The sequence below is a fragment of the Synechococcus elongatus PCC 11801 genome, assembly GCF_003846445.2.
In the GTDB taxonomy this organism is placed as follows: domain Bacteria; phylum Cyanobacteriota; class Cyanobacteriia; order Synechococcales; family Synechococcaceae; genus Synechococcus; species Synechococcus elongatus_A.
Genome location: NZ_CP030139.2, coordinates 1031854 through 1052695 on the forward strand (window position 1 = coordinate 1031854; position 20842 = coordinate 1052695).

The 20842-nt window shown below is 50.2% G+C and carries 22 protein-coding genes; 13 read left to right on the forward strand and 9 right to left on the reverse strand.

What is annotated here, in order from left to right; translation table 11 throughout:
- Window positions 1–190 precede the first annotated feature (190 nt).
- A complete protein-coding gene (locus DOP62_RS04900; RefSeq protein WP_208672587.1) occupies window positions 191–559 on the forward strand; it encodes a helix-turn-helix domain-containing protein in 369 nt (122 codons plus the stop codon).
- Between the two features lie 22 nt (window positions 560–581).
- Here the strand turns inward: DOP62_RS04900 and cysC are convergent, their stop codons facing one another.
- Window positions 582–1208, reverse strand: a complete 627-nt coding sequence (gene cysC / locus DOP62_RS04905; protein WP_338431399.1) for an adenylyl-sulfate kinase — start codon at window positions 1206–1208, stop codon at window positions 582–584.
- A gap of 145 nt (window positions 1209–1353) precedes the next feature.
- Window positions 1354–1674 (reverse strand): ArsR/SmtB family transcription factor, encoded by a 321-nt coding sequence (locus tag DOP62_RS04910; protein WP_208672588.1) that lies wholly within the window; start codon window positions 1672–1674, stop codon window positions 1354–1356.
- 93 nt (window positions 1675–1767) lie between these two features.
- Between DOP62_RS04910 and DOP62_RS04915 the strand changes: the two genes are divergently transcribed.
- The 3 genes from DOP62_RS04915 to DOP62_RS04925 are packed head-to-tail and all read left to right on the forward strand — an operon-like array spanning window position 1768 to window position 3828.
- A complete protein-coding gene (locus tag DOP62_RS04915; protein ID WP_208672589.1) occupies window positions 1768–2460 on the forward strand; it encodes an MBL fold metallo-hydrolase in 693 nt (230 codons plus the stop codon).
- A gap of 47 nt (window positions 2461–2507) precedes the next feature.
- Window positions 2508–3053, forward strand: coding sequence for a rhodanese-like domain-containing protein (locus tag DOP62_RS04920; RefSeq protein ID WP_208672590.1), 546 nt, complete (start codon window positions 2508–2510; stop codon window positions 3051–3053).
- A 1-nt stretch (window position 3054) separates the two neighbouring features.
- Entirely contained in the window at window positions 3055–3828 is a 774-nt protein-coding gene (locus DOP62_RS04925) for a sulfite exporter TauE/SafE family protein (protein WP_370538884.1), read from the forward strand.
- Window positions 3829–3839: 11 nt separating this feature from the next.
- Here DOP62_RS04925 and DOP62_RS04930 read toward each other — a convergent pair whose 3' ends face one another.
- Window positions 3840–4901: an anthranilate phosphoribosyltransferase family protein gene (locus tag DOP62_RS04930; protein ID WP_208672591.1), complete on the reverse strand. Its 1062-nt coding sequence runs from the start codon at window positions 4899–4901 to the stop codon at window positions 3840–3842.
- Window positions 4902–5000: 99 nt separating this feature from the next.
- Here DOP62_RS04930 and DOP62_RS04935 point away from each other — a divergent pair, with 99 nt between their 5' ends.
- Entirely contained in the window at window positions 5001–5489 is a 489-nt protein-coding gene (locus DOP62_RS04935) for a nitrate reductase associated protein (RefSeq protein WP_208672592.1), read from the forward strand.
- A gap of 67 nt (window positions 5490–5556) precedes the next feature.
- Here the strand turns inward: DOP62_RS04935 and DOP62_RS04940 are convergent, their stop codons facing one another.
- On the reverse strand, window positions 5557–6084 hold the full coding sequence (locus DOP62_RS04940; RefSeq protein ID WP_208672593.1) for a tetratricopeptide repeat protein: 528 nt from the start codon (window positions 6082–6084) through the stop codon (window positions 5557–5559).
- 470 nt (window positions 6085–6554) lie between these two features.
- Between DOP62_RS04940 and DOP62_RS04945 the strand changes: the two genes are divergently transcribed.
- The 4 genes from DOP62_RS04945 (at window position 6555) to DOP62_RS04960 (ending at window position 10863) form a co-directional block, all read left to right on the forward strand.
- Window positions 6555–7649 (forward strand): bluetail domain-containing putative surface protein, encoded by a 1095-nt coding sequence (locus DOP62_RS04945; RefSeq protein WP_208672594.1) that lies wholly within the window; start codon window positions 6555–6557, stop codon window positions 7647–7649.
- Between the two features lie 98 nt (window positions 7650–7747).
- Entirely contained in the window at window positions 7748–8596 is an 849-nt protein-coding gene (locus DOP62_RS04950) for a hypothetical protein (RefSeq protein ID WP_370538885.1), read from the forward strand.
- A gap of 66 nt (window positions 8597–8662) precedes the next feature.
- Window positions 8663–10489 (forward strand): PP2C family protein-serine/threonine phosphatase, encoded by a 1827-nt coding sequence (locus DOP62_RS04955; protein ID WP_370538886.1) that lies wholly within the window; start codon window positions 8663–8665, stop codon window positions 10487–10489.
- A 149-nt stretch (window positions 10490–10638) separates the two neighbouring features.
- Complete coding sequence (locus DOP62_RS04960) at window positions 10639–10863, forward strand: ferredoxin-thioredoxin reductase variable chain (RefSeq protein ID WP_208676949.1); 225 nt, start codon at window positions 10639–10641, stop codon at window positions 10861–10863.
- A gap of 46 nt (window positions 10864–10909) precedes the next feature.
- On the opposite strand, the gene DOP62_RS04965 is transcribed toward DOP62_RS04960, so the two are convergent.
- The 5 genes from DOP62_RS04965 to DOP62_RS04985 all read right to left on the reverse strand — a co-directional run bounded on the left by DOP62_RS04965 (window position 10910) and on the right by DOP62_RS04985 (window position 16274).
- Entirely contained in the window at window positions 10910–12628 is a 1719-nt protein-coding gene (locus tag DOP62_RS04965) for an HlyD family secretion protein (RefSeq protein WP_208672596.1), read from the reverse strand.
- A gap of 44 nt (window positions 12629–12672) precedes the next feature.
- Window positions 12673–14817: a peptidase domain-containing ABC transporter gene (locus DOP62_RS04970; RefSeq protein ID WP_208672597.1), complete on the reverse strand. Its 2145-nt coding sequence runs from the start codon at window positions 14815–14817 to the stop codon at window positions 12673–12675.
- Window positions 14818–15295: 478 nt separating this feature from the next.
- A complete protein-coding gene (locus DOP62_RS04975; protein ID WP_208672600.1) occupies window positions 15296–15571 on the reverse strand; it encodes a hypothetical protein in 276 nt (91 codons plus the stop codon).
- Between the two features lie 72 nt (window positions 15572–15643).
- Entirely contained in the window at window positions 15644–15910 is a 267-nt protein-coding gene (locus DOP62_RS04980; protein ID WP_208672602.1) for a hypothetical protein, read from the reverse strand.
- Between the two features lie 85 nt (window positions 15911–15995).
- On the reverse strand, window positions 15996–16274 hold the full coding sequence (locus tag DOP62_RS04985) for a hypothetical protein (protein ID WP_208672604.1): 279 nt from the start codon (window positions 16272–16274) through the stop codon (window positions 15996–15998).
- 589 nt (window positions 16275–16863) lie between these two features.
- On the opposite strand from DOP62_RS04985, the gene corA reads away from it, so the two are divergent.
- From corA to DOP62_RS05005, 4 genes are all read left to right on the forward strand, one after another.
- The gene (gene corA / locus DOP62_RS04990; protein ID WP_208672605.1) at window positions 16864–18030 is read left to right on the forward strand and encodes a magnesium/cobalt transporter CorA; all 1167 of its coding nucleotides are present in this window, start codon (window positions 16864–16866) and stop codon (window positions 18028–18030) included.
- Window positions 18031–18081: 51 nt separating this feature from the next.
- Window positions 18082–18573, forward strand: a complete 492-nt coding sequence (locus tag DOP62_RS04995) for a nucleoside deaminase (RefSeq protein WP_222610231.1) — start codon at window positions 18082–18084, stop codon at window positions 18571–18573.
- A gap of 497 nt (window positions 18574–19070) precedes the next feature.
- Window positions 19071–19484 (forward strand): HHL1-like protein, encoded by a 414-nt coding sequence (locus DOP62_RS05000; protein ID WP_208672607.1) that lies wholly within the window; start codon window positions 19071–19073, stop codon window positions 19482–19484.
- Between the two features lie 200 nt (window positions 19485–19684).
- Window positions 19685–20812 carry a hypothetical protein gene (locus DOP62_RS05005; RefSeq protein ID WP_370538887.1) on the forward strand — a complete coding sequence of 376 codons (1128 nt, stop codon included), beginning with the start codon at window positions 19685–19687 and terminating at the stop codon, window positions 20810–20812.
- Window positions 20813–20842: the final 30 nt, after the last annotated feature.

Genomic DNA, 20842 nt, shown 5'->3' on the forward strand with positions numbered 1-20842 from the left:
AGTACAAATATCCTGGTCAAATTAATTTACCTTAATCAACAAAGACAACAACGAAATTTCATATAGAACAAAGATCAAATTTATTGGTTTTTAAACCATTGTAGATTTCAAGTCAGTCTGAGTCTCATCACTGCGGCATCCATGTTTTTGACTGTGTTGTCTATTCTGGAATCAGTGACGAGGGTTACTCATGTCTGATCTGTTTTCTACAACTGCAGAACAAAGGGCTACCCAATTCGCTGCACTCTTGCAGGAATTTCGCGACCAATTTCACCAACCGCTGTTTGACTCTGTCGGTGTTGCAGCGCCACCACTCTCGAAGCGACAACTGGCACTCTTGTTAGGGGTTTCCCCAACGCTCATTGTCAAATATGAAAATGCTGAGATTGACCCCTTCGATATTCGTTGGGGCGTCATGAATCGCATCTCAGTGGTCTTGGGACTGTCCCTAGATGAGCTGAATGCAGTCTTGGCATGTCAACAAAACCCATCAGCACTCCTGCGATCGCAGCAGCCTAATCTCTCTAAAAAGCGAGGTCGCCGTTCTATCTCAGACTAAGGAGCGATAATCCAGCATTGACTTAACCGCGATCGCTGGCTGAAATGATCCCTTGCTGCACCAGATAATTGAGCACCTGAGCAACACAGTCATCGAGCGATCGGCTACCCGTGTCAATTTTTAGCTCTGCCGCTTCCGGCGCTTCGTAGGGTGACGAGATTCCCGTAAATTCCGGAATTTGACCGGCACGTGCCTTGGCATAGAGGCCTTTGACATCGCGTTGCTCACAGACATCCAGCGAGGCTTGGCAATAGACCTCAATGTATTCACCGTCTGCAACTAAAGCGCGGACGCGATCGCGATCAGCACGGAACGGTGAGACGAACGCAGCCAGCGTGATCACGCCCGCTTCCGTAAACAGCTTGGCCACCTCGCCGATGCGACGGATATTTTCTTGGCGATCGCGATCGGAAAAACCCAGATCGGCACAAAGTCCATGCCGGACGTTATCGCCATCGAGAACAAAGGTTCGGCAGCCTCGCTCAAATAGCTGAGCTTCAACCGCATGAGCCAAGGTCGATTTACCCGACCCCGACAACCCTGTGAACCACAGAATCACGCCTCGGTGCCCATTGAGCCGCTCGCGATCGCTGCGGGTAATCGTCGCTTCATGCCAGACGACGTTCCGACTTGCGGGATCAGCGATCATTCCCAGTGCCTCAATGGATCATGCAGCGGTTCTAGCCTACCAGCAAGCGACTGCGGCTTCTGAGATCCTCCACAGTGCCCAAGACTGCTAAACCTGTGGGGGTTCTCTCTTCACTCCGAGACTTGACTGGCGATCGCTCACTCCATCAACGCCAATGACTCAAAACCGCCTGTTGTTCGGCAAGATGCTGCGCGAGTCGCTGACTGACCACCTCGCAGAGTTCAAAGATAGTGGAGTCACAAATTTCGTAGTAGACGCAGCCCTGCCGAGGGGTTCGACGCAACACACCCGCTTGGTGGAGGAGCTTGAGGTGCTTCGAAACATTGGCTTGTCCTAACCCCGATGCAGCCACAATCTCGGAGACTGAGCGTGCACCTTCCTTGAGCGTGCAGAGCACTTGTAGCCGACTGGGCTCAGACAGCAACTTGAAGTAGTCAGCAACTTGCGCCAGAGCAGCAGGGTTCATGGTCACAACGAAAAACGAACTTTTCTTAATCTTATTATATTACTATTTGGCAATATAGCGATAAACTCAGAATGTCAGTCAAGGAGACCGACCATGCTTTTTCGTCAGCTCTTCGATTACGACACCTGGACCTACACCTATCTGATTGCTGATGAAGCCAGTGGTGAAACTGCACTGGTTGATCCTGTTCTGGAGCGGCGCGATCGCGATTTAGCGCTGCTGAAAGAACTGGGACTCACGCTGAAGTTTTGCCTAGAAACCCATCTCCATGCCGACCACATCACGGCGGCTGGACAGCTACGGGAATTGACCGGCTGCCAAACCGTTGTGCCGGCTGGGGCCAATGCAGCCTGCGCCAATCGCTTTGTAGCTGAGGGCGATCGCCTCCAGCTCGGCGCGATTGAGATTCAGGCGATCGAAACGCACGGCCACACCGATAGCCATGTCGCCTATCTCGTCAATCAGACTGAGTTACTGACCGGCGACTCCCTGTTTATTCGCGGCTGTGGACGCACGGACTTCCAAAGTGGCGATGCGGGGCAACTGTTTGACTCCATTCAGCGACTGTTCCAGATGCCGGACAGCACCCGTGTTTGGCCCGGCCATGACTACAAAGGCCACACCGTCTCCACGATCGGCGAAGAGAAACGCCTCAATCCTCGCTTTGCGGGTCGCGATCGCCAGGGCTTTATCGAGTTTATGAACAGCCTGGATCTGCCCGATCCCAAGCGGATTATGGAGGCGGTTCCCGCCAATGAGCGCTGCGGCCGCGCTGCAACTGTCTAGTTTGCCTCACCTCTGATTTTTCAATCGAACTTGCCAAGGAACCAGTCATGACATCACTTTCAACGCCCACGGATAGCCAGAAAAAATCGTTTCTTAGCCCCAACCAGTTACAAACCCTGCTCGAACGCGAGGAAGTGCTGCTACTCGACGTTCGCGAAGTCGCGGAGTACCAAGCCGAGCATGTTGCTGGGGCACATCTCTATCCGCTTAGCCAAATTGCGCAGTTGCCGTTGCCAGCCAGCGATCGCCCAATCGTGCTGACCTGTCAATCTGGCATGCGATCGCAGAAAGCCGCCGCTAAACTGCGCCAGCACGGGCTGACCATTACCGAGCTGCAAGGAGGCCTCAATGCCTGGAAGCAGCAAGGCTTGCCGACGGTGGGTCAAACAGCCAAAGCACCAATCAGCCTCATGCGGCAGGTGCAAATTGTTGCTGGCTCCCTCGTACTCCTAGGCGTCATTCTCAGCTTGACGGTGGCACCCGCTTGGATCGGGCTCAGTGGTTTTGTCGGTGCTGGATTGTTGTTTGCCGGTGTCAGTGGCACTTGTCTGATGGCGAATCTGCTGGCGGAATTGCCCTGGAATCGGGGTTAGAATGATGCGGTTTTTTGCGCTTGTCTTGGCGCTGCTAATTGGCCTCAGTCTGGGATTGCTGGGGGGCGGTGGCGCTGTGCTTGCCCTTCCCGTTTTTGTCTACGTGCTGGGCATTGACCCTAAAACAGCGATCGCGATGACCTTAGTCGTCGTGGGCAGTGCTAGTTTGCTCGGTGCGATTCCCCATGCGCGGCGTGGCAATATCGATTGGCTACGAACAGTGGTGTTTGGCAGCTCCACCATGCTTGGTGCCTTTTTGGGCGCTCGGCTCGCCCTTTTGCCTTGGGTAACAGCGCAGCTACAGATGGGGCTGTTTGCTGTGGCGATTTTGGCAGCCGCTAGCTTTATGCTGCGGCGTCAGCCGCCCAAAGCCGAAGATCCCGTGTTGAACTATCCGCGGCCCTTTTGTCTGAGTTGCTGGACTTGGCTGGTCAGCGAAGGCATTGGTGTCGGGGTCCTGACGGGGTTGGTCGGTGTAGGTGGCGGTTTTGCGATTGTTCCCGCTTTGGTGCTGCTGGGCAAAGTGCCAATGCGCAAGGCGATCGGCACCTCCTTGGTGATTATTGGCCTGAATGCGATCGCCGGTCTCGCTGGCTATTGGGGTCGCCTCAGTTTGCCCTGGGATTTAACCCTCAGCTTCACGGCCTTTGCTTGTCTCGGTACGCTGCTAGGGAGCGTGGTATCGCAGCGGATGAGTACCCACAAGCTGCAAAAAAGCTTTGCGATTTTCCTGCTGGCGATCGGGGGATTTGTGTTGGCACGCAGTGTCCTTTAGCTCGCCTGCTTTCAAGACAATGTGAGGTCAGGCACAGGTTCAAGGAGCTGCTGGAGGCGATCGCGCTGTTGCTGCAACGCCCCGGTTTTCAGAAATTGATCCACCTGAGCGAGGCCAGCAGGCACCGATTCCACCAGCCCCAGCAGCCAGAGATAGACCGCTCCATTCCAGCGCAGCAACGGTTCAAGAACAGAGGGCTGGCGCATCAGCATCGCCTGCGCAGCTTCTGTCCAAGCGGCTTCCCCCATCCAGGGCAGTTCCGAGTCACCCAAATCCCAATCGCGAGCATGCAGGATCTGGCGATCGCAGTTGCCCGCCTGCCAGCGACCGACAATGGCGGCGCGATCGCGGGGGAGTTCAGGACTCCCCTCCAACCCCTTGATTGTGAAGAAGCGAGTGATCCCCCGCAGCTCTAACGCCTCTTGAATCATCAACTCCGTCGGCGGATGGACAAAGCCACAGATCGGCAGGGCTGCACCTTGGACAGGGACGATCATCAGCTCAGCAGTCGCCAAGGGGGGGCGTTTGCCCAGTTCCGAACGATAGCCATTGAGGACCTCTGCTGCCGGACACAGGCTGGGTTGATGCAATTGGGCTAAGCCTGCCTGCTCCAAGCAGCGGTTCAGCTCGGGAATGGAACGCGATCGCCAATTCACCCCGATCGCCTCCCACAGTTCAATCAGGGGAACGCCGTATTTCGTTGCGACGCGATCGCTGCCATGCAGAACCACTGGCTGCCCTGCCGCCGCAAGCAACAGCGCAAGCAACGGCCCCAGCGGAGCGGTGCGATCGCGGCCATCGTAGGGATAGCCCAAAACCACGGGTGGCCGAGTTGTACTGGGCGCCAGCACTGACGGTAGCCAGTTGGCATAGGTGTCTAAAAAACCAGCCAGTTCAGTTCCCGTGGGGCGGCGAATCCGATGGGCAATCAAAAAAGCCCCGATTTGCGCTGGGGTCGCTGTGGCCGACAGCATCAACTGCAAAGCCTCGGCTGCCTCAGCCCGAGTCAACACTTGGCTCGTATGGCGTCCACTGCCAACCTTGCGAATTAGTTCTCGGAAGCGCTCGCTCATTGCCAGAACAGTAAACTTTTATGATCTCATCCCCGTTTCTGCAAACCGTTCACTGGGAACTTCTCGGGGGCTCATGCTGTTTCGCTCGGCCTGCTTGCCATGACCGCTCCGGGTCCGTTTTTTCAATTCGAGGCTGACTTTGTCCTTGGCCTGCGCTGTATTCCCATGAGCGTGCGCCGCAAGCTGGATGACTGTGGGGTCAAGCTCAAACTCGAGCACTGGCACCGTCTTGCAGAGTCAGAGCGCCAGTGGCTCGTCGATCAGCCCTGTGAAAGCGATCGCGATCGCCAAGCCTACCGAGAGCAGCTCCGCACTTGGACACAGCGTGACTGGGGAGAACCGGCGAAGGATTTACCCATCGACCCGCAACCAGCTTGGCTGCGGTCTGAGATCCCCGAGGCAGTTCAGACGGCCTGTCATGTCCTGCAGGTCCACCTCAGCCCGGCTGACTGGCAGGCCCTAGACCCTCTCCAACGCTTTGCGCTGATCAAGCTGGCGCGCCCCGGACACGAACACCGCAACCTCTATCCCGCCCTGCAGGAATTTGGGCTGGCAGACCGATCGCCTGAGTCATCACCAGACATCTGACATCAGGCTCAGAAGATTAACCTACAGCTATTTCCAACCCTTATCCGACGTCCTGTAAAAACCACTGCTAAGTCGAGGGAGAGACGCGCTGCTGCAAGCTCTGCGATCGCCGTTGGGCGGTGCGATTCCCCGGCTCAAGACTCAAGACTGATTCATAGGTGGCGATCGCCTGGCTCAGGAGTTGTTTTTTCTCGTAGGCAAACCCAAGGTTATTCAGCGCCGTCACATAGTCGGGTTGCTGCTCCAGCGCTTCCTTGTATTGGCGAATCGCCAAGTCGTACTGCTCCTGAGCCGCGTAGGCATACCCCAAAGCGTTATGGATGAGGGCTAGCCCAGCAGGATCAGTCAGCTCCTTATCTTTCAGAGCCAGTTGAAACTGAGCGATCGCAGGAGCGTAAAGCTTTTTCTCCAGGAAAATGCTGCCGAGCCGGTAGCGATCTTCTGCGGAACCTCGGCTTTGACTCAATTGCTGCTGCAGTCGGCTGAAGTCCACCTCAGTGCGTCGAGTCTTGAGCACCTGACGAAATACAAACCAAGCAGCTGTCCCCAACAGGCCAATCAGCGCAAATAGGTAGAGAGTCGGGGTCCCGTCCATGAGCGATCGCAGCAGTGTAGGTCCGTTCCCTACGGTACCTCAGAAGCTGTCAGGGCTCTCATTCTGGCATGAGCGTTAGCTTTAGGAGCTCTTCATCCTACTCCGATAACGACGGAGGACAGCTCCAATAGCCCGTATCTAATCGGTTATTCACAACACTTGGCAATCGTCATTTCCTCAGCGTCTATCATCAAATCCAATTTTCCAAGTATTTAACTGATATCTAGACAGATCAAACAGCAATCCCAACCCAAACCATTGAGATCTAAAAGCATCAAATGAAATCATAAAAAATAGACATCTAATTACACGTTCTCAAGCATCAATCTAGGAAGGACAATAGCAATCAAACAAGATGCACCGACAAGAGTCTTTGGCGAAAAATAACTATTGGAATTGCTTGATCCTAGGTTCTTCTTTCGGATTTCTTTGCAACTGTCTGTCACCTCATAAATTTCAAGATAGGAACAATGGCTTTTCTACGAATCACTTCTGCCCAGCAGCTTTACGTTGCTTTCTACGGTCGCCCTGCAGATGTTGAAGGACGGAGCTTTTGGGACTCTGCGGTGCAGGCAATACCAGGTGCCATAGACTACGCTGCGATCGCTGAAGCCTTTGGTGAATCAGCAGAAGCTCAAATTCGATTTGGCAATTTATCCCTTGCGGAGGCGGTCAACACGCTCTATCGCTCCATTCTCAACCGTGAGGCTGATCCAGTAGGGAGAGACTTTTATGTCAAGGCATTGGAGTCAGGACAAATCAGTCTGGCCAACCTCGCGATTGCGATCGTGGAGGGTATTCAAACTGACAGTCTTGATGCTCAAACCTTTCTCAATAAAGTCCTTGCTGCCGATTGGTTGACGAATGCACTGGACACCCTAGAGGAAATTCAGGCCTATGACTTTTCAACAAATGCGATCGCCTTGCCAACCGTGCAAGATTTCATTGCCAAGGTCACTGCTGATGCTGGCAGTGTGCCGAACTCCAATCAAGTTACAGCCATCGTGGAACAAATTGTGGTGACTTCTGGCACGCCAGCTACTGCAACTGCGATCGCTGAAGCACGTATCGTCGTTCAAGGCGGCGATGGCAATGATCAGTTGAATGGGAGTGGAGGACAGGCAACCCTGATCGGTGCTGGCGGTCATGACACCCTGCTGGCAGGCAGTAGCGACGACAGGCTTACTGGAGGACTGGGTGCAGATGTTTTGACGGGAGGTGCAGGCCGCGATCGCTTTGTTTACACGGCACTCACTGATTCACTGCTCTCGGGCTTTGATCGAATTACTGACTTTCAAATCGGCCTTGATAGCTTCGAAGGGCCCAATCCTACCAGTGCCATGGCGATCAACAACCTCGGGACTGTCAGCAGCCTAGATCCCTCAGCACTAGCAGCTGTGCTAACCGCGAGCAATTTTCTGTCGAATGGAGCCGCAACCTTCCAGTTTGAGCAACGGACTTTTATCGTTCTGAATGATGATGTTGCTGGCTTTCAAGCCAATCGCGATGCTCTGATCGAAATCACCGGCTTTCAGGGCGATCTCGCTAATCTCTCCATTGTCTAGCGCAGGACTGCTCAAGAATAGCGATCGCAGTTGACTAGAAGAGGACGCGAATCAGTGCCAGAAATCGCTAAGCTGCCTGTTGGCAGTCTGGGTGCAAAATGATGGTCCTTTCTCGGTATCGCTGGTCCATCAGCCTGCTAATTGTGGCGATCGCGGTTCCGGCAAGCTGGTGGGGCTGGCAAAACTGGCAACAGCGGCGCATTCTCTCCCAAGCGCAACAGGCTTTGGCTACCGGTGATGTTGTCACTTGTCTCGATCAGTTGGCAAAGCTCAGTACCACTCAACAACCTCCAGCTTTACTCAATGACTGTCGCTGGCAGCGATCGCAACAGCTTGCCGCCCAGGGTAATTTTCCTGAGGCACTGCAATTAGCCCTCTTGATTCCGGCTAGCGATCGCCAAGCAGCGGCGGCCCAAGCAGCAGCACGACGGTGGGGTGAGCAGGTACGCGCTCAAGCAGAGCAGCAGTTCCTAGCCGGTAACTGGCCCGCTGCCCAAAAGTTGCTGAATGCTCTCCCCGCTCAGACACCTTTAGATCCAGCACCATCGGTTCTGTTATCTCGATGGCAGCAACAATGGCAACAAGATAGCCAAGCGATCACCCAAGCGCGAGCCGCCCTTGAACAAGCCCGTTGGTGGGATGTTGATCGGGCTTTAGCCAAGCTGAGTGACCATCCCTACTGGCAACCCCAAGCCCAAGCGCTACGTCAGCAAGCACAACAATCCATTCAACAACTGGCTCAGCAACGACCCAATGCAACTACCGTCGCAGAAGATGGCACCGTGATTGATTCAGTAGCGGAGGCTGACCTCGAGCCTCGCTATCGGCAGTATCTCGCCCAAGGGCTCTCAGACTATGAAGCGTGGCAACGAGCCTGTCAGGATCTGGGCGGACAGGTGATCGATCGCGGTCCAGAAGCTTTTTGTAGTCGCAATGAGCCATCGTAAATCGCTCGTAAACGACCTTGAATGAGCCTGCTACAGTGAATCCAGCTTCTTGGCTCGCTGCTGTTCATGACCCAAAATTTTCTTGCAGAACACTACACGCTGCCACGCCAAGTTGAGCCACTCATCAACCGTTTTCTTTGGGTCAGCGGTACGGCAGCAGCTCAAATTCCTGCTGGAACGCGGGTCAACGATCGCTATCAGGTAGTTGCTCCACAAATTTGGTTTGACCTCGATCCCGATCGCCCGCCCCAGCTGCCCGAGGTCATTCCCGAATCTCTTCAGCCTTACCTCTGGCTCTTTGAGCACCATCGACATCTCCCTACGCTCTATGGCCTAGAGCCCTTAGAGAAAGGCGAGACGGCTATTCTCCTGGAGCGAGTCCCCCTCGATCGCGAAGGTCATCTCTGGCCAAGCTTGGTCAGTGCCCTCAAGGCTGCCTCGGCAGCCCTGCAAATCCACTGGCTTGAGCAGATCTTGCTACTTTGGGAACCTTTGACTGCGCAGGGAGTCGCTGCCAGCCTTTTGAGATTGATGAACATCCGCGTTTGCGCAGGCGAGTTACGGCTGATTGAACTGCTGGATGACAATGAGGATCCACTAGACGTTCATGTTTCAGTGGAGACCATGCCTGTCAGTTTGCACCGCTTGGGACAGGTTCTGCACAGCTTGGAGCCGCTCCTACATCGGGAAGTCGCAGCTGCGATCGCACCCGCTTTGCAAGCCTTACAAGCAGAAGAAGCCGACTTAGTCCAGAGCCAAGCGATTCTTCATCAAGCTTGGCAGTACTACAGTCAACGTCAAGCCCTGACTGTACAAGGGATTGCCCTGACAGATCCCGGTTGGCGCGGTGGGGAGAACGAAGATAGTTGCTATCCCTTGGCGGCAGACCTTGCGCAAGCAGCTCAGCCAGACTGGATTGCTGTCTGTGATGGTTTGGGTGGTCATGCAGGGGGTGAAATTGCCAGCCAGACTGCGATCGCGGGATTGAAACTGCAGCTCCAGCAACTGCTCAATCATCGTCAAAGCAACGATAGTCCAGCGGCAAGTTTGGATGACCAACTGCGAGCGAGCCTATGTGTTGTCAATGATCTGATTGCCAACAGAAACGAGCGAGGCGCAGAAGTATTGGCACGAATGGGAACGACTTTGGTGCTGGCCTTGAAAACCCCAGGCCCTCAGCCAGAGCTGACCCTGACTCACATTGGTGATAGTCGAGCCTACTGGTTGACGCCTCGCAGTACAGAACGCCTCACACTCGATCACGATGTGGCGACACAGACTGTCTGCCAGGGGCATTTAGCCTACCGAGCAGCCCTCCGATTGCCCCAAGGTGCCGCACTCTCGCAGGCAATGGGAGTGATGGCGTCGTCTGGACTCCACATTCCCATTCAGGAGTTTCGAGTTTTAGAACCTGGGATCTTACTGCTGTGTTCAGATGGCTTGAGTGACTATGGCCTCGTTGAGACCTTTGGTCACGTGGATGTGGGAGCGGTCCTCAGCGGTGAGTTGTCCCTTAGCGCTTGGAGCCAACGCTGGATCGAGCGAGCGCGGCAGTTGACGGGACACGACAATATTTCAGTAGCAGCGTTCTACTGTCAGCTCACTGCGCGAGATACCAGCCCCATTGAGCCGCCGCCAATCGTTCGCGAGTCTGCCGCTCTGCCGGCTAGGGAGCCCGAGCCAGTAGCGGTTTCAACGCAGCCTACGCAACTCCCTGAAACGATCGCAGATTCGGCACCTGAGCCAGCTGCCAGTTTCAGTTTCTCTTGGCAAATTTGGATAGGTGCCATTGCCTTGGCTACGCTTTTGGGAGCTGGTATCGGCCTCATTGTGCCAGCACCTTCTCAGAGCGGTCCTAATCTTGGTGTTCCAGCACAGCCAAGTGATCGCTGAAGCGGTCTGAACCGTAGAGCATTTCAACGACGGGCATCCATCCGCCGCCAGCAGGCCCAGAGTCTATGGGAAGATAAAGAGTGCTTTTCGCAGTGCCCCGATCCTTGAGGTCCTGAGCTGCGGTGTCGTTTCTGCCTGACCAATCTGTTATGAACGTTGGCGATCGCGTACGAGTCAAAGAATCAGTTGTGGTGTATCACCATCCTGAGCATCGAAATCAAGCCTTTGACTTAAAAAACGCGGAAGGCGAAATTGCAGCAATTCTAACTGAGTGGAATGGCAAGCCAATCAGCGCAAACTTTCCCTACCTTGTCAACTTTCCGAATAAGTTTCGCGCCCATCTGCGTGATTTCGAACTAGAGGTTCTTGCCTAAATGATATTTTCCAGTGACTCTAGCTCTTAACTCATGTGGCTAGAGTTCACGACTGCCAGAGAAGTCGAGCCTTTCTCAGCATGAATTTGAGCACTGTTTCTTCATTTGTAATAATGTCTGCCTGAGCTTCCATCCCCGGACGAATCTTACAAATTCGCTGGCCATCTGTTAGCGGCTTCTCTTGAGGTTTAATCGTAACTTCAAAAGCTTGACTACTAGTAGATTCTGAGGGAGCAGTTGCTGCTCCAACCTGAGGTATCGAATTACCAAGGCTGCCTGCATCTGGAGCGATCGCTTGGACTCTGGCCTCTAAGGTTCCAAAATCAGGATAGGGACAGGCTGCAATACGCAATTGAACGCGCTGACCCACTGCCACTGGCAAAATATCTTGGGATGGCACTAGGGCTTTGATCACCAAGCCACTCTGGGTGGGAGAGATACGAGCGATTTCTTGACCCACACCAACCATCTGATCTGGATTCCGTAAGTTCATCGACTGAATTATGCCTGCGATCGGAGCACGAATAATCGTATTCGCTAGGTCAATATTCATCTGCTGGAGTTCTTTTTGTTCTACTTTAATCTGTTGTAAGACATCAAACTCTTGTTGAGCCAATTGATCCTGCATTTGTCTCAGTCTTGCCTGAGTCGCTAAACCTTGTTCTTGCGTTTGTGCAGTCATTTCTTGAGCACGGTTCAAATTAGCCTGTGCAATCCGATAGCTAGCCAGTTTTTCTTGGACGATGAGATCCGCGATCGCTCCTGCAGAAGCCAATGCCTGAAATCGTGAATATTCTTCTGCAGCCAGTGCTAGGCTAGCCTCCGCTGTCTGGAGCTCGGCCTGATTGATGTCAACTCCCCTTGCTGCTTTGTTAGACTCAGCAAGCATTTCCTCTTCAACAGCCAGTTTTTGGGACTGAATCTGCTGAAGCTTTTGCCGATTTTTAGCGATACTTTCAACTAGTTGAGCTTTTCTAGTTAATTGACGAGAGTCATCTAACAGAACAATTGGATCCCCTTGTTTGACCTCTTGATTAGATCGAGCAATAATTTGGCGCACCTTGCCCTCTACTGCAGCCTGGACCAGTCGAGTTTCACCGATAGGGCGAATGACAGCTGGTGCTTTGACAACAACTTGATATTTTAGGATGGAGCTTAAAATTGCTGTCCCAACAAAACCTAAAACTAAAATAATTCCAGCTATTTGAAACCAATGGTTCACAGGAGGTAAAAACTCATCTGCCTGTAAAACGTGGAGGTGTTCAGGAATTTCATCATCACTAACAACTTGAATAGAATGCAAAACATCCTGAGAAATGCTAGGTGGGATACAAGGTTCTGCATTATCAGAGTGTTGAGTGAGCATTTGAGCGTCAGGACTTAGCTGTTCATTTTTATGGGTCAAAAGGGATTGCTCTAATTGAGAAGCTGCTAATACAGCATGGCTAGGAAAAATAATTGTTGCATCACTCTGTAACTCAGTTTTATTCTGCTGGATACTATCGCATCGTTCCAAGCCGTTGAGAGACTGATCGATAATTTCTTCATCTATTGTCAGTCCTCTTGTTAGCTCATATTCATAACGGGCTTTTTTAAGCTCACCAAGACTATAGTAAATATGTCCTCTTAGAAGTCTCAGCCTAGGATCTTGTGGAAGACTTTTCACTAATTGATCAGCTAATTCCTCAGCGACTTCTAGATATCCATTCAAGTAGTTTTTTTCTATTTCAAAATAACAATTCTCTGACTGATCAGATGTATACATAACAGATACTCCAGAGATCACAAGGACAATCTCAACTCAAAGACTTAAGGAGCAATAAACTTAAGATGGTCACCCATTAAAGCCTGTAAATCATTGGGCCGTCCCTGAGCTTTCAGCTCTCCTTTCTCGAGAAAAGCAACCCAGTCTGAACGCTGAATCACTCTTGGTCTATGGCTAATAATAATTGTCGTTTTCCCCTTCCTAAAAGTGAGCAACCTATCAAGGATTTGACTTTCCATGACAGGATCAAGAGCACTGGTAGATTCATCTAAAATTAAAACTGGAGGATTGTTAACAATTGCTCTAGCCAAAGCAAGTCGTTGCCTTTGACCTCCGGACAAATTTGCGCCAAACTCACCCAAAACTGTTTGATATTTATCAGGTAGATCATCAATAAATTCATCTGCCATAGTCATTCTGCAAGCTTTTACAACATTTTCAAAAGAAACATTAGGGTGAGAGAATTTAAAATTTTCTATTATTGAGCGGCTCCAGAAATGAGCATCTTGAGGTACTAACACAACTTGCTGACGCAGACAATCTAAGGCGATATCTTGCTGATTATAGATATCAAACTGAATATTACCTGAGTCTAATTGATAGAGACCAGAAATCAGTTTTGCTAGAGTGCTTTTTCCGCACCCAGACTGACCAATTAAGGCAGTTACTAATCCACCAGGAATCGTCAAGTCAAAATCCTTTAGCAAATCAACACGACCGGGATGATGAAAAGTTATTTTCTTGCAAAAGATATTAGTGTTGCCCGAAATAGCAATCCATGGCTTTTGAGCGGATATTGTATTTTCAGGAGTCGTTCCTAAAACTTCTGATAAACGCTGAATAACTACTTGTGAAATTAAAAATTCATCTGCAAGAGCGACAGTCCCACCAAGAAAGCCAAGCAAATTCCCGCTAAATCCATTAAATGCTAGCAGTTGGCCAATACTCATTGTTCCATCAATGACTAAACGGCTACCTAGCCAAAGAATTCCAACATTAGTAATTGTTGAGAGAAAATCTGTTGCTGTTCCAGCATAAAGATCGAGCTTTAATGCACCCCAAGACAGATACGATAACCGACCAAAGTTTTGTTGATACTCTTCCCATGCTTGGTGAATAGCCTGAGTCGTTTTGAGTAAAACTGCACCTCTAAATGTCTCTACTAGAAAACCTTGATTCTCAGAGGATTCAGAAATTAGTTGTTTATTTTTCTGTCGTAGAAAAGGTAAAAAGACTAAATTAGCGATTGTGACTATAAAGAAAGCAATAATTGCAGCTGCTGTTAGAACAGAGCTATAGCGAAGCATTACAGCCAAAGAAATTAGAGCAATAAAGAACTGACTGGGGAGTCCCAAAACAACTTGCGAGACTAAATCATTAATTCGTCGGATGTCACCGATACGACTTACGACTTCCCCACTTCGATGATTATCGAAATACGACATCGGCAAATGAAGCAGTCGATGACCATACTCCAAAATGAGATCTAACTGCAGTTTTTGGCCAAAATAGCCAACCAAATGTGATTGAACAAGACTAATAATATTACGGAAAAAGTTCATGGCGATAACTGCGATCGCCACTGTAAAGAGCAAATGTGTATCTTTTCTGATTAAGACATCATCAGTCAAAAACTGCATCATAAGAGGCATCGCTAAAGCTAAGATGCCAATCACGATATTAATTAGAATAACTTGTAAAAGTAATGCTTTAAAACCCCAGACTCTCCGAATAATTCGGCTCCAGCTGTCATTTCTATCATTAGCTTGGCTATAAAATTTTTCATTATCAGGCTGGAGAAGGAGCATCACTCCATTACTCCAACTTGTTACTAGTTCCTGCCGATCAATATACCGAATACCTACGCCAGGATCAGCAATGATATAACGCTTTCCTTTTTGCCCATATAAAGTAACCCAGTGATAGCCTTTCCAATGGATGATTGCCGGTAGTGGAGCCTCTTTTAAATGATCAATCAGTTCTAGAGAAGCTCTGACTTGGCGTGCATTAAATCCAAGGGCTTCAGCACCTCTCCGTAGTCCCAGTAGCGATGTTCCCCGAGACCCAGTACCCACTATCTCTCGGACGCGATTGAGAGAAAAACTACGGCCATAGTACTTTGCAACTGTTGCAATGCAAGCTGCTCCGCAGTCTTCTTCACTTTGTTGTCGAATACACTTGAATTTCACAACAGTTCAGAGCTGAACAACAGGGATAAAAAGGACTGAGAGTGAGGTGAACTCACTCTCACAGAAAAAGCTCTCAACCAGTCAACAAGTCTATTAAAGATTGACAGCAATATTAATTGGCACCTGTACAGAAGGAGAAGTGATTGTACTAATCCCTATATTCTGAGCAAGCGATAATGCATTCGCAACAGTTCCAGCACTAATTGCAAATCCAGAGGGGCTAGCGATCGCAGTCGATAGAGCGATCGCAGAAGCGCCTGAATTAGCAGACTGAAAGAGTGACCCAGTTACTAGTTCAGCCTGGTGATCAGAGAGATCCGCTACCAAGTCAAATTCAAGTTGCATCTTTCTTACCTCATCAAGTGAGAATGAACAAACATCAGATAGAAGTTTTTATTAGATAGCAGAATAAGAATTCATGAAAAATTTAATCGGGTAGTCTTCTAAGAGCATAGAGATACAAGAACTTAGCATTTGATCATGCTAATATCGAGTTGCCCTCTACCAGAGAAGCTGCATTAGAAACAGCAGTTGCTGTTGCAACTTGAGGACTATTTACACTGAAGATAGAAATATTAATTGCGATCGCATTTGAAGTGCTTATTGCACTCGATCGAATAGGTGAAACAATATTTTGAATATTACCTAGTTTACGATTTTTAGGTTTGTCAATGCCCCAGTTCTTTCCCCAGGCTTTACCGCCAACAAGTTGCTGTGCACTATCATCACTAATGACTTCAATGAGCTGACTCACAATAGATTCCTCATTAGTAAAAAAGAAATTGAAATGCTCATTAATTAATGAGCATTTCCTGACTAAATTTATCTAGGCTGAGACAATCCCACCTAGAACTGTCGAGTTGGCTTCCGAGGTCGCAATTGCTGTAGCGAACTGAGGGCTTTTAATATTGAAGGATCCAATGTTAAGAGCGGTTGCGCTAGCACTGCTGACAGATACTGATTTAATAGGTGCAAAAACGGACTGCTTAATCGTAGATGTTGGCTTTTTATAGCTTGGATATTGAGTATAACCTGAACCACCTAGGAGAGATTCGGCTTGATTGTCATTGACAGTAACAAGAAATTGAGACATGACAAACTCCTATTTTCTAGTTAGAAAAAGATGTAGGTATGATGCAGTCAAGATAAGTGATCCTAGCTGCTTCAAAGTGAGGGCTTTAGGCAGAAACCCTACCGCCCCAAACTGTTGATGTAGCGCTAGAACCTGCACCAGCCGTCGCTGTTTGAGGACTAAAGACGTTTTTGAAGCCGATATTTAGAGCGGTTGCATCAGCACTGCTGATAGAAACCGATTTAATTGGTGCAATGACAGTCTGCGAAACAGACGATGGATGCTTCTTCGGATGCATCGGATACGGATGCGATGGAGGGGTATATGTACCACCAACTAGTTCCTGAGCATTTTGATCGTTGAGCAAGTTAATGAACTGAGACATGACAGACTCCAATTAAGTTTTTTAACTCTCAAGAGCAACTTTTGATGCGCTCTTGATTCATAAGCTATCCCTCTGAAATCAAAATGGATCACTTGACTTATTAAGGAAATCTTGTAGTCATTCAATTCATTTTGATAACATCAACAATGTTGATTTTTATCGAATTGTATTTCAGGGTATTTTTTAAGCTTTCACCTAAAATCCTCATTAGGAAATGGCTATAAGCAATGATTGGGTAGCTTCTTGGAACTTTCTTCTGCAGCTACTTCCCAACGAGTTGGGAGAATTAATCAAAAATGTACAAGTGTTCTCAATTTTCACCCGAGAGTTTAGGTTTCCATTGGTTAACTCGTGCTTAACAAAAAATTATCGTTCTGTTGGTTGTGCCTTTGGGCTCAGAGAGCTTTGAAGAAATAGTCCCAATGAGAAGGAGAGAACCTTCTAGAGTGCTTGTGAGCTGTGATTTTGTGGACTTCCGAATTGATCACGTGCAGCTGACTCAGTCAATATCCATAGCGCTTCTTTTGCCAAAAGCAGTTCACTCCGTAATCGCTACCGTCACAATGGAGCGGTCTTCCAGCCAAGGGTTATGGGTTCCCGCCGCACCAACAACCGACACCATCGCAAAAGTAGACGCCGCAGTTTTCGTCATCGACTCACCAGTACAGTCCACCAAGCGCCAGGTACACTGCAGCGGCCTCCAGATGCTAGTCCCACACAGCTACGACAGATTGAATACAGTGCTACAAGGGTCGTTAGCCGCGTGATTTCTGACCCTCTTGACCTCGTTTCAGCTCGGATGGAGGAGACCGGGATTACTTGGTTGCAGCTGCAGGGTTTTTCGGATCTGGGACAACTGCGCAGCCTTGGGGAGGTGTTTGAGTTAGATCCGCTGACCTTGGAGGATTTAATCGGACATCCTCAGCGCCCTAAGCAGGAACGCTATCCGCACTACCTTGAGGTGATTCTCTACCGGCCAGATCTCCAGCGAGGCGATCGCCTTCGTCTTGAACAAGTAGGACTGATCTTGGGCGATCGCTGGCTGCTGACGGCGGAGGCAGATGATACGAGTGCAGGATTTCAGCCATTAGAACGACGTCTAGAAGGAAGTCGTATAGTTGATCCCCCGATTGAGGCCGATACCCTTGCTTACTGGGTGATTGACTGGATTGTTGATAGCTACTTCCCCGTACTGGAGACCTTTGGAGAGGAACTCGAGCAATTGGAAGATGCTGTCGTTGCTCGTCCGACTCAAGCGCTGCTCTCAGCAATTTACGAGCTCAGGCGCGAGCTGATGGTACTGCGACGGGTAGTTTGGCCATTGCGGGATGTGATCAACGCTCTGATCCGCGATCGCACCACGCTGATTCGCGATGAGGTGCGCATGGATCTTCGTGATTGTGCAGACCACGCCTACTTCCTAATGGACACCTTGGAGACCTACCGCGATTTGGCTAATAACCTGATGGAGGTCTATCTGTCATCAATTAGTAATCGCCTCAATCAAGTTATGAAACTGTTGGCGATCCTGTCGACCGTGTTCATGCCCCTCACCTTGATTGCAGGCATCTACGGCATGAACTTCAACACCCAGGCCTCTCGCTGGAATATGCCGGAGTTGAACTGGCCCTACGGCTATCCCCTCGTGCTGATGGCAATGGTGGCGATCGCTGTTGTCCTACTCTGGCTGTTTTGGCAGCGGGGCTGGTTGGAAGACTGGAGCAAACCAAGCCGGCGCGTAGAACATGAACCCTGATGGTGCACTGCTCGGATAGGGCACCCTGCGTGTAGCGCGACACAATTGCTCATGTCTCAGCCCCCGATTCAATCTGCGGCACTGGCAACAGCCTTGGATGCAGCGCTTGAGCAGGCAGAGAAAAGCTGGCGAGAAGGCGGTATCCCCATTGGCAGTACTTTGGTCAACCAGCGCGGGACGATTCTTGCAGTCGGGCATAACCGTCGCGTGCAGCGAGGGAGTGTGGTGCTGCATGCCGAGATGGATTGTCTGGAAAATGCGGGGCGTCGCCGAGACTGGTCACTCTGTACCCTAGTCTCGACCCTGTCACCTTGCCCGATGTGTTCAGGGGCTGTGCTGCTCTATCGCATTCCCCGAGTGGTGATCGGCGAGAATCGAACCTATCTTGGGGCAGAAGACTGGCTGCGATCGCAGGGCGTTGATCTGCAGATCGTTGACGATCCTCGCTGCATTGCATGGATGGAACGACTTCAGCAAGAACGACCTGATCTGTGGGCGGAAGATATCGGTGACTCTCCCTGTCACTGCGATCGCGGGTCTTGATTGGTACCCAGCCGGTACACAGTGAGTCAGGCACCTTGGACCTTAGTGTACCCGAGTCTTCACTCCACCCCAGACAACGACTGCTCCTGTCTCGACTCCAGCCAGACTCGACAGCCACGGTACGGTGAGTGCGGAACTTGGGCGGATGGCATCCGTCAACAGTGGCTGAAATCTAGGATTTCGTATCCTGTGTGCCAACCAAGCCTGTGTTCTTGGTCTACAACAATGGCAGGGTCACTTACGGTCCCCTATGCAAAATAAATCTGTTCATCAAGGTGATTGTGTTCGGCTGCAAGATTCAGCTGCACATCTCTATCAGGTCATTAGTGTTCAAGAAGAAGGTGGTATCTGTTGGGTCCGTCAGTGGCCCCTACAACCGAAACGTAACCCTGTCTTTCCAGTCACACTCAGCCACATCCGTCAGGTTGAGTCCTGTCTGTTACCAGGCTAGGGAAGCCACGCGATAGGATCAGATCCAGTTGCGACAGGATCGATGCGTGGCCAAAGGATTTGCGCCGGAACAGCCGAAGAAGCAGCCGTCTAAGGCTTCGCGCAAGCGAACCGAAGCCGCGCAAACTTACGATCGCATGACCCGTGAGGGCACTCCAGACTTTGAAATCTACGTGCGGATTCCCGGCCAAGAGCGCTGGTTTCCCGTTGGCGTAATTGCCGTGAAGCGGGTTGATTTGGTCAACTACGCCATTCGAGATAACCGATCGCAACTGCAAGAGGCGGCAGGTCGTCTCTTCCCGCCACTGCGCAAGCAAGAGACACTTGAGTTTGGTTACCGGCTGAAAGAATTCAAGGACGAACCGATCAAGCCCTACGAAGAGCCGAAGTTGAAAGTCCCTAACCCGTTCACTGCGATCGGTGAAAAGATTGCCCAAGTCTTCAACCCCAGAAAATACTGAGGGTGGCTGAGTGCTGTGTGGGCGCGATTGCTCATGCTAGTAACCAGTGGCACTAATTCTCATCACTGGGTCTGATGACTTATCGCATCCTCCACTGTGGCAAGTCACTGCAGAACTACCGCCTTTGTGTTGAGCATCAGGTTGCAGGCTTCACCACAAGAGAGCCTGCGCCAGGCGATGTCATTTTTCTGGCTGTGAACTTGCGAAAGCAAACGCTATGTGGTTTGCGGGCCAAGCTTGGGCAGCCCACCGATCAAAAACCGTGGGACGATTCGGATCGTTACGTTGCTACTTATCAACTCATTGAAGTGGAGTATGCAGCACCCTTTGATTTGCGCTTTTTAGCAGACTATGGCGGACGATATTGGTCCTTGAAATTTCTGCAGTTAGCAAAGGCTATTCAGGATGAAGCTGCCATCCAAGCATTAAATCAAGCCTTTGATCAACATCGCTCAGTGCAGCCAATTGATTTCGATGAATCTCTGCCTGAGGAAGCTCTCGGGACTGATGATTCGTCACCGGATATCTCTGAGCAAGAATTGCAGCAAGTCCTGCAAGAAGTGCCAGATGCCAAAGTTAAGATAACTGGTACTTTTCAAACAGTTCGTTTCAAAAATGAAACAGATGCTCTTCGCGGCTTAGAGGCTCTCGTCAGTGAGAATTTTTATCAACTCTTCCCTCGTTATCAGCCAACACATTCTCTACTAATCCCAGAAAACCGTCTCTTTTTAGCCGCTGGTGTTGAAGCCCGTGGCGAGAAGCCGATTAAGGGCATTCGCTCAATCCCTGATGCACTCCTCATCATCTACAGCGGTCTTGCTCAACAGCCGTTCACAATCGCTTTGATTGAATATGAGTGCTTTGGCGAAAGTAAGACGCGATCGCAGGACAAATCAAGTTATCTCAATGGCCAGATCATTCCTCAGCTGATGCGCTTTGCTGCAGCCTTCAGTATCGTCACGGACAAGCAGATTCGCGATCAGACTATCAAAACATGGGTCAATAAAATTATTGGGTATATTTACGCCAACCCCGATTACATACAACTCGTTTCAGGCTGGTTTAAGCAACTCTATCCTGACCTTCCTGATCAACTCGTAGGTCGAGAAATCGATCGAGCGTTGACCCTTGCTTTCCGACAGGCAATTCAAGTGGTTCTCATCATCGATGACCTAAGCAATGAGCAAAAAGATACGATCAGCAACGTGATTCAGTCTTTCAAATTAGAAACGGGTGATAGCATCCAGTTCATTGCTTATATTGTGCGATTGGAACAACGCATTCGACTGTTGGATGCTGAAGCTGAATATGCTCTTGCGGTCCAGTAGCTTTTGATTACCCAACACAAGTTTTTCGCT

Coding starts and splice junctions, on each gene's coding strand:
- DOP62_RS04925 (WP_370538884.1), top strand. CDS start 3,055: ATGATGCGGTTTTTTGCGCTTGTCTTGGCGCTGCTAATTGGCCTCAGT.
- DOP62_RS04910 (WP_208672588.1), bottom strand. CDS start 1,674: ATGAACCCTGCTGCTCTGGCGCAAGTTGCTGACTACTTCAAGTTGCTG.
- DOP62_RS04985 (WP_208672604.1), bottom strand. CDS start 16,274: ATGTCTCAGTTCATTAACTTGCTCAACGATCAAAATGCTCAGGAACTA.
- DOP62_RS04915 (WP_208672589.1), top strand. CDS start 1,768: ATGCTTTTTCGTCAGCTCTTCGATTACGACACCTGGACCTACACCTAT.
- DOP62_RS04920 (WP_208672590.1), top strand. CDS start 2,508: ATGACATCACTTTCAACGCCCACGGATAGCCAGAAAAAATCGTTTCTT.
- DOP62_RS04930 (WP_208672591.1), bottom strand. CDS start 4,901: ATGAGCGAGCGCTTCCGAGAACTAATTCGCAAGGTTGGCAGTGGACGC.
- DOP62_RS04960 (WP_208676949.1), top strand. CDS start 10,639: ATGAACGTTGGCGATCGCGTACGAGTCAAAGAATCAGTTGTGGTGTAT.
- DOP62_RS04940 (WP_208672593.1), bottom strand. CDS start 6,084: ATGGACGGGACCCCGACTCTCTACCTATTTGCGCTGATTGGCCTGTTG.
- DOP62_RS04995 (WP_222610231.1), top strand. CDS start 18,082: ATGTCTCAGCCCCCGATTCAATCTGCGGCACTGGCAACAGCCTTGGAT.
- DOP62_RS04950 (WP_370538885.1), top strand. CDS start 7,748: ATGATGGTCCTTTCTCGGTATCGCTGGTCCATCAGCCTGCTAATTGTG.
- DOP62_RS04900 (WP_208672587.1), top strand. CDS start 191: ATGTCTGATCTGTTTTCTACAACTGCAGAACAAAGGGCTACCCAATTC.
- DOP62_RS04965 (WP_208672596.1), bottom strand. CDS start 12,628: ATGTATACATCTGATCAGTCAGAGAATTGTTATTTTGAAATAGAAAAA.
- DOP62_RS04955 (WP_370538886.1), top strand. CDS start 8,663: ATGACCCAAAATTTTCTTGCAGAACACTACACGCTGCCACGCCAAGTT.
- cysC (WP_338431399.1), bottom strand. CDS start 1,208: ATGATCGCTGATCCCGCAAGTCGGAACGTCGTCTGGCATGAAGCGACG.
- DOP62_RS04935 (WP_208672592.1), top strand. CDS start 5,001: ATGACCGCTCCGGGTCCGTTTTTTCAATTCGAGGCTGACTTTGTCCTT.
- DOP62_RS04980 (WP_208672602.1), bottom strand. CDS start 15,910: ATGTCTCAATTTCTTGTTACTGTCAATGACAATCAAGCCGAATCTCTC.
- DOP62_RS04945 (WP_208672594.1), top strand. CDS start 6,555: ATGGCTTTTCTACGAATCACTTCTGCCCAGCAGCTTTACGTTGCTTTC.
- corA (WP_208672605.1), top strand. CDS start 16,864: ATGGGTTCCCGCCGCACCAACAACCGACACCATCGCAAAAGTAGACGC.